This window comes from Streptomyces sp. HUAS TT11, assembly GCF_051553595.1.
Classification (GTDB): domain Bacteria; phylum Actinomycetota; class Actinomycetes; order Streptomycetales; family Streptomycetaceae; genus Streptomyces.
Genome location: NZ_CP196184.1, coordinates 4,389,686 through 4,404,050 on the forward strand (window position 1 = coordinate 4,389,686; position 14,365 = coordinate 4,404,050).

The 14,365-nt window shown below is 71.9% G+C and carries 10 protein-coding genes; 4 read left to right on the forward strand and 6 right to left on the reverse strand.

The window, feature by feature from the left end; all coding sequences use genetic code 11:
• Positions 1–24: 24 nt before the first annotated feature.
• Complete coding sequence (gene wrbA, locus ACSHXN_RS19650) at positions 25–645, reverse strand: NAD(P)H:quinone oxidoreductase (protein WP_355131236.1); 621 nt, start codon at positions 643–645, stop codon at positions 25–27.
• Positions 646–1,125: 480 nt separating this feature from the next.
• Between wrbA and ACSHXN_RS19655 the strand changes: the two genes are divergently transcribed.
• A complete protein-coding gene (locus tag ACSHXN_RS19655; protein ID WP_355795089.1) occupies positions 1,126–2,046 on the forward strand; it encodes an AEC family transporter in 921 nt (306 codons plus the stop codon).
• Positions 2,047–2,766: 720 nt separating this feature from the next.
• On the opposite strand, the gene ACSHXN_RS19660 is transcribed toward ACSHXN_RS19655, so the two are convergent.
• From ACSHXN_RS19660 to ACSHXN_RS19675, 4 genes are all read right to left on the reverse strand, one after another.
• Positions 2,767–4,278 carry an FAD-binding oxidoreductase gene (locus ACSHXN_RS19660; RefSeq protein ID WP_355131239.1) on the reverse strand — a complete coding sequence of 504 codons (1,512 nt, stop codon included), beginning with the start codon at positions 4,276–4,278 and terminating at the stop codon, positions 2,767–2,769.
• A gap of 609 nt (positions 4,279–4,887) precedes the next feature.
• Positions 4,888–5,838, reverse strand: a complete 951-nt coding sequence (locus tag ACSHXN_RS19665) for an MIP/aquaporin family protein (RefSeq protein WP_355131241.1) — start codon at positions 5,836–5,838, stop codon at positions 4,888–4,890.
• 489 nt (positions 5,839–6,327) lie between these two features.
• A complete protein-coding gene (locus tag ACSHXN_RS19670; RefSeq protein WP_438303442.1) occupies positions 6,328–6,936 on the reverse strand; it encodes a sigma-70 family RNA polymerase sigma factor in 609 nt (202 codons plus the stop codon).
• 190 nt (positions 6,937–7,126) lie between these two features.
• Positions 7,127–7,858, reverse strand: coding sequence for a hypothetical protein (locus ACSHXN_RS19675; RefSeq protein ID WP_438303443.1), 732 nt, complete (start codon positions 7,856–7,858; stop codon positions 7,127–7,129).
• Between the two features lie 285 nt (positions 7,859–8,143).
• On the opposite strand from ACSHXN_RS19675, the gene ACSHXN_RS19680 reads away from it, so the two are divergent.
• Positions 8,144–10,084: an NAD-binding protein gene (locus ACSHXN_RS19680; RefSeq protein ID WP_355131347.1), complete on the forward strand. Its 1,941-nt coding sequence runs from the start codon at positions 8,144–8,146 to the stop codon at positions 10,082–10,084.
• 98 nt (positions 10,085–10,182) lie between these two features.
• On the opposite strand, the gene ACSHXN_RS19685 is transcribed toward ACSHXN_RS19680, so the two are convergent.
• Positions 10,183–10,557: a nuclear transport factor 2 family protein gene (locus tag ACSHXN_RS19685; protein ID WP_355131349.1), complete on the reverse strand. Its 375-nt coding sequence runs from the start codon at positions 10,555–10,557 to the stop codon at positions 10,183–10,185.
• 686 nt (positions 10,558–11,243) lie between these two features.
• Between ACSHXN_RS19685 and ACSHXN_RS19690 the strand changes: the two genes are divergently transcribed.
• Entirely contained in the window at positions 11,244–13,148 is a 1,905-nt protein-coding gene (locus tag ACSHXN_RS19690; protein ID WP_356292629.1) for a S9 family peptidase, read from the forward strand.
• A 189-nt stretch (positions 13,149–13,337) separates the two neighbouring features.
• Complete coding sequence (locus tag ACSHXN_RS19695; RefSeq protein WP_383354176.1) at positions 13,338–14,306, forward strand: SURF1 family protein; 969 nt, start codon at positions 13,338–13,340, stop codon at positions 14,304–14,306.
• The last annotated feature ends 59 nt before the right edge of the window (positions 14,307–14,365 follow it).

Genomic DNA, 14,365 nt, shown 5'->3' on the forward strand with positions numbered 1-14,365 from the left:
GACCGCAGGGAGGCGGTGTACGGATCAGAGCGAGCCGCCCGGCCGCAGGGCCGAAGCGATGTGGTTGACCCGACGGCCCAGGTAGCGCGCCGCTTCGAGACGGCTCTCGTCGGGCAGGTCCGCACCGTTGTTGGAGGCGTGCGAGGGGCCGTAGGGGTTGCCGCCGGCCTGGAACACCAGCGGGTCGGTGTAGCCGGTCGAGACGATGATGCCGCCCCAGTGGTAGAAGGTGTTGTTCAGCGCCAGGATGGTGCTCTCCTGACCGCCGTGCACGTTGGCGGCCGAAGCGAACGACGAGTACACCTTGTTCGCCAGCTTGCCCTGGGCCCAGAGCGGGCCGGTGAGGTCGAGGAACTGCTTCAGCTGCGCGGCCGGCAGGCCGAAGCGGGTCGGCGAGCCGAAGACCACCGCGTCCGCCCAGTCCAGGTCCTCGAGCGTGGCCTCGGCGATGTGCTGCGAGTCACGGTGGTTCTCGGCCCAGGTCGGGTTGCTGTTGATCGCTGCTTCCGGCGCCAGCTCGGCGACCTTGCGCAGCCGGACCTCGGCACCGTCCTTGGCCGCCCCTTCGGCGACCGCCTCGGCGAGCTTCCGCACGGATCCGGTGGCGGAGTAGTAGATGACCGCGACGCGGGCGGCTTCACTCATGTCGGTACTCCCAAAGAGGTTGTGAAGAGCGGTGTTGTGCAGTCGACCTGGGACTTCGGCCGGTGTGGGCAGCTGCGGGCGTCGATCCGCCAAGGCCAGGTCGTTTCGAATTCAACAATGAAGTTGAAAGAAAAACAAGTTCCATCGGGCCCGGTCTGCCGTGGCGGGCATCACTCCCGGCCCATCCCCCGGACACCCCGGCAGCGCGAAGAACGGGCGCGCGTGCGGGACGAGGGACCGCACCGGGGGCGCACCCGTAGCGGACGAGGGACCGCACCGGAGCGCACCCGTGCGGGACGAGGGACCGCACCAGGGCGCGCCCGTGCGGGAGGCACACCGCCGGGGCCGGCCGGGCGGAGCAGCGAACATCACATTGACCCGGCCCGGCCCTCCCCCGAGGGTTGGCTGCATGCACCATGGATCCTCCGGATCGGCACCGTTCCGGATACCCGACGCCCCCCGATCCGCCAAGGAGCCGCCGTGCAGGGGGTGCTGAGCGGATTCGCGGTCATCGCGGCCGTCATCGCCGTCGGTTACCTCCTCGGCCGCGGCGGGCATCTCGGCGAGCACGGCCGGGAGGTGCTGACCAAGCTGGCGTTCCATGTGGCGTCCCCCGCCCTGCTGTTCGCCACGCTCGCCCGCGCCGACCTGTCGGTGATCTTCTCCAGCCGGCTGCTGGTGACGGCGATGAGCACGGCCGCGGCGGCGGGCGCCTTCGTCGCGGTCGGTGCCGTACGCCGCTGGGGCGTGGGCGACACGACCATCGGCGCCTTGTGCTCCAGCTACGTCAACTCCGGCAACCTCGGCATCCCCATCGCCGTGTACGTCCTCGGCGACGCGTCCCTGGTGGCGCCGGTGCTGCTCTTCCAGGTGGTCATGGTGACCCCCATCGCCCTGACCGTCCTCGACCTCTCCGGCAGGGGCGAGAAGGGCCCGTGGTGGCGACGCCTGCTGGCGCCGTTGCGTAATCCGATCGCGCTGGGCTCGCTGAGCGGTGTCCTGGTCTCGGCGACGGGCGTCCACGTCCCCGGCCCGGTCATGGACCCCATCACCCTCATCGGCAACATGTCCGTCCCGGCGGTCCTGCTCGCCTTCGGCATCTCTCTGCGCGGCAGCGCCCTGCCCGGCCGCGGCCGTGAGCGCCACCCCGTGTTTCTCGCCGTGGCCCTGAAGGCGGTCGGCCAGCCGGTCGTCGCCTGGGCCCTGGCGACCACGGTCTTCGGGCTGCGTGGAGCGCCGCTGCTCGACGTAACGGTGACCTCGGCACTTCCGGCCGCGCAGAACCTGTACACCTACGCCGGCACGTACCGGGTGGGCGAGGTGCTCGCCAGGGACTCGATTCTGCTGTCCACGGTGCTTTCGGTGCCGGTGTTGGTGGTGGTCGCGGCTCTACTGGGTTGACGGCGGCGCCGGTCGGCCGGGAACTCCTGCGGAAGACCGCGAGCCGCGAGCCGGTCCCTTCACCGCTGCCCAGCGGACGGGTCCGAGGAGCACCTCGGCCGCGTTGTTCTCGGCCTCCGGTTCGCAGGCGCAGGACATGGTGCCGTCGTAGGCGGCCGGCGACGACGCGGCCCTGTCGCGTCGGGAACCACCCGGTCGGTGCGGAGCCGGAACGGGAAGCCGGCTCCGGCTCGACCCGCACCGGCAGGGTGCACACGGAGTGGCCGATGGCCCGGTCGCCGTCGGCCGTCCGGGCGGTACGGCGGGTGCGGGGCACGGATGCGGCGGTGGTGCCCTCCCGAAGGAGCGCACGGATGTGGCCGTGGTGCTCCTTCGGGAGGAGCGCACGGACATGGCAGTGGTGCCCTCCCTGAGGGGGAAGTCGATCACCGCGACCAGTTCGCCGGGGCCGGCGTCACCGACCCGGGCCGGGTCGTGGTCGACGCCGCTGCGGCAGTGCGCCCCGGCCCGCATCCAGGTGCGGCCCCGGCACGAGCCCGTGCGGACCCACCGGGCGGGTGCTCGCCCGGAGCACCCGCCCGGTGGGTACGCCTTCGGCGGGTCAGGCGGCAACGGCGCCGCCGCCGACCGAGTTTCGGGAGGCCTCCTCCTCCGCCGGACGGAACGGAGTCGGGTCCGCATGCCCGCCGGGGAGGAGACGCACCTCCTGGACGGCGTGGGTCACCTGCCGTTCCGGGTCGCGGGCGGGATGCTCTGCTCGTACTGGAACACGTTGTGGGGGTCGTACTGCGCCTTGATCTCGCGCAACCGGTCGAAGTTGGAGCCCCAGTAGGCGGTTTCCCAGTCCTGCATGCCGATGTTCGGCACGTTGACGTAGGCGCCGTTCACATACGGGCGCAGTGCCTGGCTGAACTCGGCGATCCAGGCCTGGGCCTGCGGAGTGAGCGGGTCGCACACGCCCGGTTGTGTTCCGCGAGCCCCCCAGCCGGCGCCGGGCTCGGAGTAGAAGAGTGCGTCGCGGTGCGGGAACGCGCTGCCGCCGCGAGGGCTCCTTCGAACCGCCCCGCCGAAGGCCTGGGTGAAGAAATTGCTGTCGTCCGTCGGAGCGTCGGACATATACGATTTGATCACTTGGATCGCTGCGCTCGGGAACGGCTTTCTCGTGAACTGCGAGAAGAATTTCCAGTTCGCGGGCTCACTCTGAATCGGGACCTGGAATCCCGCATAGATGTCACCCCAGTTACCGGCCTGTTCGGAGACCTGGGGGCTCCCGATCGACAGGACCGGGGCCAGCATCTGCCGCGCCTGCGCCGGTGTCCCTTCCGCGAGAACGGCGAACAACAGGATCTGATTCCGGTGGATCTCGAGCTGGGTTCCGAGCCGGTTGTCGGCGACCGGCGCCGTACGCTGCCACGCGTCGAAGATCCCGGGCAGATTATTGATGTCGGCGCCGGTCCACGTCGCCTGCGCATAAGCGACGCTCTGCAGCGGAGTCACTTTGTAGGTGAGCGAGGTGATGATTCCGAAGTTGCCGTTTCCGGCTCCGCGGAGAGCCCAGAGCAGGTCCGAGTGATTCCTCAGATCCACCTCGATCACCTCGGCGCACTCGTCGCCCGACGGGACGACGATCTCGGCGCCCACAAGGCTGTCGCATGCCATGCCGAGCCAGCGGGTGAGGAAGCCGAAGCCGCCGCCGAGCGTCGCACCGGCCAGGCCCACGCTGCCCTCGGTGCCGGTGGTCACCGCGAGGTTCTTCTGCGCGAGTGTGGTCACCGCCTCCAGTTGGTTGAGCCCGGCGCCGACCCTTGCGATACGCGAGTCGACGTCGATGTGGACCGACTTCAGCTCGCTGATGTCGATCACGAGGCCGTTGTCCACGTTCGACCAGCCCTCGAGGCTGTGGCGGCCGCTTCGCACCCGCAGCGCGACGTCGTGCTGCCGCGCCCACGTCAGGGCGTTGACCACGTCCTGGGTGTTCTGGGCGAAGACGATGACCAGCGGATAATGGGAGAAGAGCTGGTCCCAGCCGAGACGCGCAGCGGTGTAGTCCGGACTTTCGGGGCGGACGATACGACCGGTCAACTGCGCCGGCGGGCATGTCCCGCCTTTGGCCTCCGTGCTCGCGGCGCTCGCGACCGGGGCTTCCACGGCTGTGATACCCGGAACGACGACCGCCCCTGCACCGGCGGCCGCCGTCGCCTTGAACAGGCCGCGACGAGAAAAATCGTGCATGGTCCGTATCCTCTCGACCGGGATGGGCCGGTACTCGGCTGAGACATATGCTGTTCGCCGGCCGGCGCGCTTTCGGTCTTTTATGGGTGGCAACCCCCCGGGGAATCGCAAAGTAACAGGGGTGGCCCCGTAGGGGTATTGCCCGACACGCTTGTCCGGGACAACGGCGATTTACCGAAGAATGAGATATCCGGGCGGTCATGAACCAGCCCGTGCGGTGCACTCGGGGCTTGAAATTCATGTTGTCGGCACGGCGGTCGATCTGACGTTACCTCAGTGTGCGTGAAGCCGCGCGATGGATGACTACATGCCGCAGTGGCGGGCACGGCTCGCAAAAACACGCACCCGCGACGATTTTGGCCGCGGACTTCCCGCGTCCGACGCCTCGCCGTCCGACCCTGTCAACGGAAAATCCCGGGAAGTATTTCCGTCCGACGAACAGGCGGAAAGTTCCCCGTCCCGGGCACCGCACACAGACGACCTGGCCGGGCCGCGACCCGCGCGACGGCCCCGAAGAGAGCTCTCGCGTTCGTCCGCAGCCCATGGCTCCGAGAGGGACGGCAGTGACCGGCACGCGATGCCGCCCCGCCCGCTCCGCGCCCGGCTCCGTCATTCCTCGTCGTCGGGGCTCGACGCCGAACGGGTCCGGCCCGCCGGGGGAGGCTCGAGCGACTGCGACCGGATGTGCAGGACATCGCCGACGAACAGGTCGTAGACGAGGACGCCGATCACCCCTCCGACGAGGGGTCCGACGATGGGTATCCAGAAGTAGTCGCTGAAGGAGCCGGCCAGTGTGCCCGGGAGCGCGAGTTCCTGCCATCCCGCAAGCCAGGTGAACAGGCGCGGCCCGAAGTCCCTTGCGGGGTTGACGGCATAACCGGCGTTCGCGCCGTACGACATGCCCACGGCGGCGACGGCGAGGCCGATCACCAGGGGGCCGAGGTTGGCCTTCACCGCCATGTTGCGCAGGTCGACGACCGCCGCGATGAACATCACCAGGAACGCGGTCCCGACGATCTGGTCCACCAGCGGCCCCCAGACACCGCCGTGGAAGTACGAGGCGGGGAACGTCCCGAAGATCGAGAAGGTGGCGAGGGTGTGCCCATTGGTCTTCGGCCCCGTCGAGGCGCTGTCGAAGGCGTGGATCGCGTCGTGGTACACGCCGTACACCAGCGCGGCCCCGGCGAACGCGCCGGTCAGCTGCGCCACCATGTACGGCACCACCTTGACCCAGGGGAACCTGCGACGCACCGCGAAGGCCAGCGTGACCGCCGGATTGATGTGCGCGCCGCTGACGCCTCCGGCCACATAGACACCGAAGGCCACGGCCATGGCCCAGCCCCAGGTGATCAGCAGCCAGTCGCCGGCGCCGACGAAGATGGTGGTGGGTCCCGCCGTGCGGCCCGATCCCGGCAGCGCTGCCACCGCCACGGCCCCCACCCCGCACCCGAAGGCGATGAGGACGAACGTCCCCAGGAACTCTGCGAGGCATTCGCCCAGGAGTCCCCCTCGGCGCCTGAGCCGGGAGGGGCGGATCAAGGGCGGAACTCCCACAGCCATGGTGGCCCCCTAAGGGACTGGTCCGGCCGGTGACGGCTCCTGCGGCCGCCGGACGCCCCCGATGCGGGCTTGCCTCGCTCCCCTGCCGGGGTGCGGCGAGGGCACCCGTCCGGGCCTGGATGGACGAATGTTTCCTGCGGGGACCTTGGTCACCGGCCGGGAGGGAGCACAAACGGCCCCACGTGCTCCCGGGGGCCCGTGCGGCACCCGCCTTCCTTCGTCCCCGGGCGGTGATGCTCCACGGATTTCGAACGTACGCACGCTCCCATCCGTGGCCGCGGTCGAGGCACATTTCTGAGTATGACTCATGGGCTGCCGCCTCGCTTCTCGCCGATCAGCGCCCTTCGCAAGGCCACGCGGAGGCGAGCCGGACAGCTCCTCTTCCGACGAGCACCACGTCCCCGAGGACCGTGGCGCAGCGCCGTCACACGCTCGGCCTGCGGCGGCCACAACATCGCCGGGCCGCCGCAGGCACTCCCGTCCGGTGCCTCAGACCGCAGATGCGCGGTCGGCCTCGGTGAGCAGGTTCAGCAGTGTGGCGCGGGCGCGCGCCACACGGGACCGGACCGTGCCGACGGGACAGCCGCTCAGGACGGCGGCCTCCGCGTAGGGCAGCCCGAGCAGTTGGGTGAGGACAAAGGCCTCCCGCCGTTCCGCGGGCAGCACCGTCAGCAGATCGAGCAGCGCCACACCGTCGTCGAAGCCCGGTGTGTGCGGCGACTGGGCACGCTCGGCGGCCGGCAGCCAGTCGGGAACGTCGGACAGCCGGGGCCGCGTGGCCGCGTGGCGGAAGCTGTCCACCACCGCACGGCGGGCTATGGAGAGCAGCCAGGAACGGGCCGAGCAGCGGCCCTCGAACCGATGCAGGCTGCCGAGCGCGCGCAGGAACGTGTCCTGCGCCAGGTCGTCGACGGCCTGCGGGTCGGCACAGAGGTGGGCGACGTAGCGCTGTACGTCGCGGTGCAGGGCGCGGACCAAGCGCTCGACGGCGTCGGCGTCGCCGCGACGGGCGGCGAGTGCCCACGCGGTGATCGAGTCGTCGCTCGATCGTGTGGCCCGGCGTTCCTCTCGGGAAGCGGGCAGGGCAGAGGTGATCACCTGGTGTCCTTCTCTGTCGTGCGGGATCCGCACCGGGGCACACGCGCGCGAAGGGCACGCGGAGGCGGCGCCCGCGGTCCGGTGAGTGGGGTGCGGCCGTGGGAGCCTGCGGCATGCGTTCGACGCCTGCGCCGGGCCACGGCCGTGGCCCGGGACGCGCGGCGGCGCGGCCCCGGGATACGGCTGTCGGTCAGAGGACAGCGGTTCCCGGCGGCGGGCCCCTTGAGGTGATCGAGTGAACGAGGAGAAGCCGACGCGGTGAGCGAGCGGCCCGACGACGGCGGGCCCGGACCCGCGGCCGCTCCGGCGGGGCCGGCAGGGCCAGCAGCAGACGCAGCGGTGCGGCCAGCCGACCGGCGACCGCCCGCAGGATCCGGAACGCGGCCCGCTCGCCGTACGCCAGCCACAGGCCGCACAACACGGCGGCGAACAGGTGGGCCATGAGCATGCCGCCGGAGGCGGCCGCGACGGCGGGTCCGAGGCCGGCGGGATCCATGGGTCCCGTGTCGGCGCCGGCCATCACGGCGCCGATGTCCATGCCGTCCATGGGCCCCATCGGCGCAGGTCCGTCCCTGGGGCCCGTCGGCGCGGGTCCCATGTCCGCGCAGTCCATGGGCTCCCGGGGTGTGAGGCCTCTGCCCGTAGGGGCGGGCACCATGAGGTGCCGCCCCGACTGCGCGTAGGAGAACCCCGCGTGCAGTCCTGCCTGGGCGACGACCACCGCGGAGACGACAAACGAAAGTCCACGCTCGCGGCCGGCCAGGAACCAGCCCGCGCCGCCGGTGGCGAGGACACCGGCGGCCGGTCCCCACCAGGGCAGCGGGGAACCGGACATCATCGTGTGTCCCAGGGCGGCGAGCGACACGCACACGGCCGCGAACACCGCGGCCCGTAGCGTGCGAGAACACCACCCGACGGCCATGACGGACATCATCCTTGCATCCGGAGCCCGATCGTCAGGGGTGGGTACGCACATCGGCCGGCGGATCCGCTCACTGTGCGCCGTGTGATCCGGCGCACCCGAACCGGTCGGAGAGGGGCTCGAGTTGAATCCCCCGGCTCCTGCCCTCCGTCTCATGGGACGGCTTTCCCCGAAGCCGCACGTCGCATTGCCCACCCCTGTGGAACCAGCGCCCTCGGTAGGGCAGTCTTTCTCCCCGTGGCAGGCGTTCCGCAGCAGAACGGGTCGGGTGAACCCGTCGCGCACATGGTGGTGTGCGGCGACGACGGACTCGCGCACCGGCTGGCCGCCGAGTTGCGCGGGGTGTACGGCGAGCAGGTGACGCTTGTCGTTCCCCCCGCCGAACGGGTCGCCCGGCAGCCGGTCGTGGGGCGCGCCCGGGGCTCGGGGCTGCTCGACCGGGTCTCGGCCGCCGTCACACGAGCGGCGGGCAACGGCAACGGTCATGGAAACGGTACGGACGCACGCCCCGGCACCACGGGCGGCCTCACGACGGAAACCTCCGGCTCCGTAAGGCTGTTGGAGGCCACCGAGGCTTCCGAGGGCGTGCTGGCCGAGGCCGGAGTGGACCGGGCCACGGCTCTGGCACTCGTCTATGACGACGACGAGACCAATATCCGGGCCGCGCTCACCGCCCGCCGCATCAATCCTCGACTGCGACTCGTGCTGCGCCTGTACAACCGGCGCCTGGGACAGCACATCGAGGCACTGCTCGACCAGGCCGCGGCGTTGGCCTCGGGCGGGCCCGGCGGGGAGGAGGAGTCCGACGCATCCACGACCGTCCTGTCCGACGCCGACACCGCCGCACCCGCGCTGGCCGCAACCGCCGTCGCCGGCACCACCAAGGTCGTACAGACCGACGGGCTGATGCTGAGGGCCGTCGAGCGCCCGCCGCTCCCGCCGGGGCAGGTCGCGGACCCGGGGCTGTGCACACTCGCCCTGCTGTCCGCGACGGCGAACGATCCGGCGGGAGCCGACGGTTCGGAGGCGAGCGGTGAGCAGGGGCCCCGGCTCCTGCCCGACGAAAGGGCCGTCGCGGAGGCCACCGGGCGCGGCACCGTCGTCCTGGAGACCGTCTCGTACGCGGGTCCCGCACTGGCCGCCGGGCGCGGCCCCGTACCGCTCGGCTCGCTGCTGTCGCGGAGGCTGCGCTGGTCCTTCGCCGGACTCGTCGGCTGCGTGGTCGCGCTCGCCGTCGCGTCGATGGCCGTCACCAACGAGACTCCGCTGCGAGCCACGTACTTGACGCTCCTCGACCTGTTCGCCATCAACAACCCGGCCATCGGTGAGCCCACCGGGCGGCAGATCCTCCAACTGCTCTCCGGGTTGGTGGGGTTGCTGCTGCTGCCGGTGCTGCTGGCGGCCGTGCTGGAAGCGCTCGGCACCTTCCGCAACGGGTCCGCGCTGCGCAAGCCGCCGCGCGGACTGTCGGGGCATGTGGTGCTGCTCGGCCTGGGGAAGATCGGCACCCGGGTCATGACCCGGCTGCGCGAGCTGAAGATCCCCGTGGTGTGCGTCGAGGGTGATCCCGACGCACGAGGGCTGGCGACCGCGCGCAGGCTGCGGGTGCCCGTCGTGCTCGGTGACGTGACGCAGGAAGGCGTTCTGGAAGCCGCCAAGATCCAGCGGGCGCACGCGCTGCTCGCACTGACCAGCGCCGACACCACGAACCTCGAGGCGGTCCTGTACGCCCGCTCCGTACGGCCCGACCTGCAGGTCGTGCTGCGCCTTTACGACGACGACTTCGCGACCGCCGTCTACCGGACACTGCGAGCCGCTCACCCGCACGCCCTGACCCGCAGCCGCAGCGTGTCGCACCTGGCCGCTCCCGCGTTCGCCGGAGCCATGCTGGGACGGCAGATCCTGGGCGCGATCCCGGTCGAGCGACGCGTGCTGCTGCTCGCGGCCGTGGATGTGGCCGGGCACCCGCAGCTGGAGGGGCGGACGGTCGCCCGGGCGTTCCGTCCGGGGGCGTGGCGTGTGCTCGCCCGGGACACCTCGGCACCCGGCGAGCGCGGCCGGTCGTCCGATCCGGAGACGGACACCCCGGCCCGCGCCCCGGGGCTGGTCTGGGACCTGTCGCCGGATTACGTCCTGCGCCCGGAGGACCGGGTGGTCCTGGCCGCGACACGGCGCGGGTTGGCCGAACTCCTGGGCCGCAGGCGCCGCGAGACGACCGGGGGATAGAGAGAGCCGGGAGCCGCGGGGGCGGCTCGCGGGCAGGTGCGCAGGCCGTCCCCGAGTGCGCGCGGCGGCGGACGGGGCCGCGCGCCTGCGCGGAGCCTTCAGAAGCGCTCGACCAGGTGTTCGCGGCCCGCCGGCGGTTCGTAGGGCTCGGGCCAGAAGTCCGTCACCGTGGCTATGTGTCCCTCCCGGTCGGCGGTGAGGAACGTGATGGCGTGCATCTCTTCCAGGCCCACCGTGAAGTGGAGCCAGGTGACGACCTGTTCGCGCTCGGCGACGATGCGCTCGATACGCAGGTGCCAGTCGCCCGGGTACTCGCGGTTGAACCGGACGAACCGCTCCCTGCCGCGGATGCGCTCGCGCGTCTGCGGCAGGGTGTAGACGACGTCCTCGGCCAGCGTGGCCGCGAACGCGTCCCAGTCGCGGGCCTCCGCAGCGGCCCAGAAACTCTCCACGGTCTTGCGCAGATCGGTCATCGAGGTCATGGCGCGAGTGTGCATCCTGCCACTGACAGTCGGGCCGTGCCGTGCGCACTGTGCCGACGTCGACGATCGGAACGCCGGTCGGGGCGTCCACCGCGAGGCCCGTCGCCCGCCGCTGGACTGTCCACCGCCGGGCCCGTCGCCGGGCCGTCCACCGCCAGGCCAAGCCATTACTGCCGGAGTCGTCCACCGCCGCGCCCGTCGCCCACCATGTCAGGTCGTCCGCGCCGAGCCGTCGTCCTCCGCCGGTCCCACGTCCCGCGCCCCCGCCGCGCCCCCTGCCGCGCGCTGCGGGCCCGTCTTCCCGTCCCTGGTCGTACTGCCCCGGTGGCACCGTCCTGCCCCACGGCCCCTGCCGCACCGTCCGCGACCGGCGCATCCCGTTCGGCCACCGAGCCGTCCGCGAGCCCACACCGCCCGAACCACCCGCCGCCCGGACCGCCGCACCACCCGACCCACCCCGTCGCCCTGCCCACCACACCGTCCGGGCCGCCGCATCCTCCACGCACGGGCCACGGACTCCGCGGCCGGGGCCGAGGCCCGCGCCCGGTGGTGGGGCCGCTGGACGGCTTGGACCGGCAGCAGGGGATCATGCCTGGTCACGTGCTTTCCGGGGTGAGTTTTCCACAGGCTGGGCACCTCGCCCGCGGAAAGTCCGCCGGGCCAGGCACTATGGGGCCATGACTGAGAGCAACGGGTCCAGCTCGCCGGTGCGCGGCGAGGACATGCCGGACTGGGAGAAGCGCTTCCGGGCGCCGCGGGTGTCACTGCCCGACTGGGCGGAGGACGCACCGCAGCGTTCCCTGTTCGTCTCCAATGCGACGGGGACGTACGAGCTGTACGCGTGGGACCGGACCACGGGCGAGCAGCGCCAGGTCACCGACCGGGCCAACGGCACGACGGACGGCGTGCTCTCGCCGGACGGCGAGTGGATCTGGTGGTTCGACGACACGGACGGGGACGAGTTCGGGATCTGGAGACGCCAGCGGTTCGCGCACGGCGCCTGCGGTGCGGACTCCGGCGCCGCCCGGAGCTCGGGACCGGACGCGCCGGCGGCACCCGGGCTCGAGCCCTCGTACCCGGCCGGGCTCGTCATCGGACGGGACGGGCGGACCGCGGTCGTGGGCCGCTCGACCGACCAGGACGGGTCGACGATCCATCTCGTCCGGGCCGGTCAGGAGCCGGTGGAGATCTACCGGCACCGCGAATCGGCCGGGGTGGGCGACCTCTCCCGGGACGGCTCGCTGATCGCCATCGAGCACACCGAGCACGGCGACGCCATGCACTCGGCACTGCGTGTGCTGCGGCCGGACGGCTCGACGCTCACGGAGCTGGACGACACCAAGGGCGGCACGATCGAGCTCGGCCTGGAGGTACTGGGCTTCGCGCCGGTCGACGGGGACACGCGCCTGCTGATCGGGCACCAGCGGCGCGGCCGATGGGAGCCGATGGTGTGGGACGTGGCCTCCGGCGAGGAGACGGACCTGGGCCTGGACCTGCCCGGTGACGTGGCCGCGGAGTGGTACCCCGACGGTTCGGCGCTGCTGATCGTGCACGGCTTCGAGGCACGGAGCGAGCTGTTCCGCTACGACCTCGCGGCACGGGAGCTGACGCGGGTGCCGACACCGCCCGGCACCGTGTCCGGGGCCACGGCCCGGCCCGACGGGACCGTGGAGTACCTGTGGTCGTCTGCGGCCGAGCCGCCCGTGGTGCGTTCGACCTCCGGCGCGGTCGTGCTGGACCCGCCCGGCATGAAGTCCCCGGGGACGGTGCCGGTGGAGGACATCTGGGTGGACGGGCCCGGCGGCCGTATCCACGCCCTGGTCCAGAAGCCCGTGGGGGCGAGCGGACCGCTGCCGACGGTGTTCGACATCCACGGTGGCCCCACCTGGCACGACAGCGACTCGTTCGCGGCGGGGCCGGCGGCCTGGGTGGACCACGGGTACGCGGTGGTGCGGGTCAACTACCGGGGCTCGACGGGATACGGCCGCGACTGGACGGACGCGCTCAAGCACCGGGTCGGGCTGATCGAGCTGGAGGACATCGCCGCAATCCGTGAGTGGGCGGTGTCGTCCGGGCTCGCCGATCCCGAGCGGCTCGTTCTGACGGGCGGCTCATGGGGCGGTTACCTGACGCTGCTCGGGCTCGGCACGCAGCCCGACGCGTGGACGATCGGCATCGCGGCGGTCCCCGTAGCCGACTATGTGACGGCCTACCACGACGAGATGGAGGCGCTGAAGGCGATGGACCGGACCCTGCTCGGAGGCACGCCCGAGGAGGTCCCGGAGCGCTTCGAGGCGTCCTCGCCGCTCACGTACGTCGACGCGGTGAAGGCGCCGGTGTACATCTCGGCGGGGGTGAACGACCCCCGGTGCCCGATCCGCCAGGTCGAGAACTACGTGGACCGGCTCACCGCGCGGAAGGCGATGCACGAGGTGTACCGGTACGACGCGGGACACGGCTCGCTGGTGGTCGACGAGCGCATCAAGCAGGTGCGGCTGGAGCTCGACTTCGCCGCGCGGCACCTCGGGACGGTTCAGGGGGAGGTGGACCGAGCGCCGGACGGGGCGTGGCCCGTGCGCTGAACTGCGCGGTCCGCCGCACCGCGGCACCGGGCGAGCGGCGTGTCCGCGGGTGTGCGGCAGGACCGGATGTACGGGGCATGCGCGTGTGCCCCGTACACCGGACGCCGACGGCCGGTCCCCGGGGGACGGCAGGCGGATCCCCGGGCCCCACGGGCGGGTCCGCGGGGGCGGCACCGTACCGTTGAGGGCGTGTACCGGTTTCTGCTGACGCCCCGCTGGTGGGGGATCAACGTCTTCGTGCTGTTGGCCATCCCCTTCTGCATCTTCATGGGGTCGTGGCAGTTGAGCCGGTTCGAGTCCCGGGTCCAGGACCACCGCACGCAGACCGAGCAGGCCGAAGCCGGTGCGAAGGAGGCCCCCCGGCCTCTGGAGCAGCTGCTGCCGGTGGACAAGAAGACGTCCGGGATGCGGGCGACGGTCACCGGCCGGTACGGGAAGCAGTTGCTGGTGCCGGACCGGGAGCTGGACGGCAGGCAGGGCTTCTACGTGCTCACCATGCTGCGGACCGATTCGGGCAAGGCGCTGCCGGTGGTGCGGGGCTGGCTGCCGGGCAACGCGGACACCGCGAAGGCGCCGGCCGCGCCGTCCGGCGAGGTCACGGTCACGGGAGCGCTGCAGGCGTCGGAAAGCCCCGGGGCGAACGGCGTGGGCGCCGGCGGTGGGCTGCCCACCGGCCAGACCGCCGCGATCAGCGCGGCGTCGCTGGTGAACCTGGTGCCGTACGACGTGTACGACGCATGGGTCACCCTCGACAAGGCCGACACCGGGATGAGGGCCGTACCGGCGACGGCACCGGCGGGGAGCGGGCTGGATCTGAAGGCGTTCCAGAACCTGGGCTACACCGGTGAGTGGTTCGTCTTCGCGGGATTCACGGTGTTCATGTGGTTCCGGCTGCTGCGGCGCGAGGCCGAGTACGCCCGGGACGCGGAACTGGGGCTCATGCCGGAGACAACGGCGGGCACGGATTCCGGGGCGGCTGCCTCCGGGACCGGCGGCTCGGCAGAGGGTCCGACGGGCGGGACCCCGGTGGAACGCGCAACGAGTGAGGCCCCGGCAGAAGGTCCGACGGGCGAGGTCCCGGCAGAGGAGCCCCTCACCGAGGGGGCCGTGAGCGGGGAATCCGGCGGCGAGAGCCGTGCCCGTGCCACCAAGGCCTGAGGCTCACCGCGGGTCGGGGCAGCAGCGCGCCTGCTGAACCGAGTGTTCGGCAGCGGACG

Excerpts from the sequence above, each read along its gene's own strand:
- ACSHXN_RS19675 (WP_438303443.1), bottom strand. The coding sequence starts at position 7,858 with ATGGCCGTCGGGTGGTGTTCTCGCACGCTACGGGCCGCGGTGTTCGCG.
- ACSHXN_RS19690 (WP_356292629.1), top strand. The coding sequence starts at position 11,244 with ATGACTGAGAGCAACGGGTCCAGCTCGCCGGTGCGCGGCGAGGACATG.
- ACSHXN_RS19660 (WP_355131239.1), bottom strand. The coding sequence starts at position 4,278 with ATGCACGATTTTTCTCGTCGCGGCCTGTTCAAGGCGACGGCGGCCGCC.
- wrbA (WP_355131236.1), bottom strand. The coding sequence starts at position 645 with ATGAGTGAAGCCGCCCGCGTCGCGGTCATCTACTACTCCGCCACCGGA.
- ACSHXN_RS19665 (WP_355131241.1), bottom strand. The coding sequence starts at position 5,838 with ATGGCTGTGGGAGTTCCGCCCTTGATCCGCCCCTCCCGGCTCAGGCGC.
- ACSHXN_RS19680 (WP_355131347.1), top strand. The coding sequence starts at position 8,144 with ATGGTGGTGTGCGGCGACGACGGACTCGCGCACCGGCTGGCCGCCGAG.
- ACSHXN_RS19685 (WP_355131349.1), bottom strand. The coding sequence starts at position 10,557 with ATGACCGATCTGCGCAAGACCGTGGAGAGTTTCTGGGCCGCTGCGGAG.